A 985-nucleotide genomic window follows, 5' to 3' on the forward strand; every position below is an offset into this window, starting at 1 on the left:
TCTAGCGCCATCCGGGTGAGTTAGCTAGATTAGGTTCACCTCAAGCCCGGAGATGGACCTATGAAAGCGTATTCGAAGGAGCGTCGTGGCGAAGTGCTGGCTGCTTGCGATGCCGGTGTCGGCACTCGTGAGGTGGCTTTGCAGTTTGGCGTGTCGGAATCGTGGGTTCGACGAGTCAAGCAAGAACGCCGAGAGCAAGGCAAGGTGGAACCGAAAACCACCCGCCTTCGCCCCAAGTGCTGGGAGCCGTACGCCGAGTGGCTGTTGGCTAAGTTGGACGAACGTCCTGACATCTACTTGCGAGAGTTGCAGGCTGCCGCCGAGGAAGAACTCGGCTGGATGGTTTCGGATGTGACGCTTAGTCGAGCGTGCCGAGCGCTCAAGCGAACGCGAAAAAAAAGACGCTGATCGCCATCGAGCAAGAGCGAGAAGACGTGGCGGAAGCACGGCGGCAATGGGTGGCCACGCAGTGGGACATCGACCCGGAACGCTTGGTGTTTCTCGACGAAACCTGGGCCAAGACGAACATGACGCGGACCTACGGCCGCAGCGTGCGAGGGAGTCGGCTGAAGAGTCATGTTCCTTACGGACGCTGGGAGACGACCACCTTCTTGGCCGCCTTGCGATCGACTGGCTTCGTGGCCCCACTCTGTGTGGAAGGGTCCATCAACGCCATGCTCTTCACCGGTTGGGTGGAGCAGCACTTGGTAAAAGTCCTGCGGCCAGGTGACGTGGTGGTGATGGACAATCTCTCCAGTCACAAAGGGAAACGCGTCATCGAGGCCATCGATGCAGTCGGAGCGGAAGTTCGTTACTTGCCACCCTACTCACCTGATCTGAATCCTATTGAGCTGGCGTTCAGCAAACTGAAGAAGCTCTTACGAGACGGAGCCCAACGCACCACCGACAAGCTGTGGCAACTCTGCGGAGAAGTGCTCGATCTGTTCAGCGAAAGCGAATGCCGAAACTACTTCCGACATTGCGG

At 58.3% G+C, this 985-nt stretch carries 2 protein-coding genes; both read left to right on the forward strand.

Annotated features, from left to right (window positions below):
- Positions 1-60 precede the first annotated feature (60 nt).
- On the forward strand, positions 61-408 hold the full coding sequence (locus tag NG895_RS24150) for a helix-turn-helix domain-containing protein (RefSeq protein ID WP_252855116.1): 348 nt from the start codon (positions 61-63) through the stop codon (positions 406-408).
- Positions 369-985 (forward strand): IS630 family transposase (locus NG895_RS24155; protein WP_252855117.1); only part of this gene is annotated, 617 nt, incomplete at its 3' end. The genes NG895_RS24150 and NG895_RS24155, both read left to right, overlap by 40 nt.

The sequence above is a fragment of the Aeoliella straminimaris genome, assembly GCF_024054565.1.
GTDB classification, from domain to species: Bacteria; Planctomycetota; Planctomycetia; order Pirellulales; family Lacipirellulaceae; genus Aeoliella; species Aeoliella straminimaris.

Coding starts and splice junctions, on each gene's coding strand:
- NG895_RS24150 (WP_252855116.1), top strand. CDS start 61: ATGAAAGCGTATTCGAAGGAGCGTCGTGGCGAAGTGCTGGCTGCTTGC.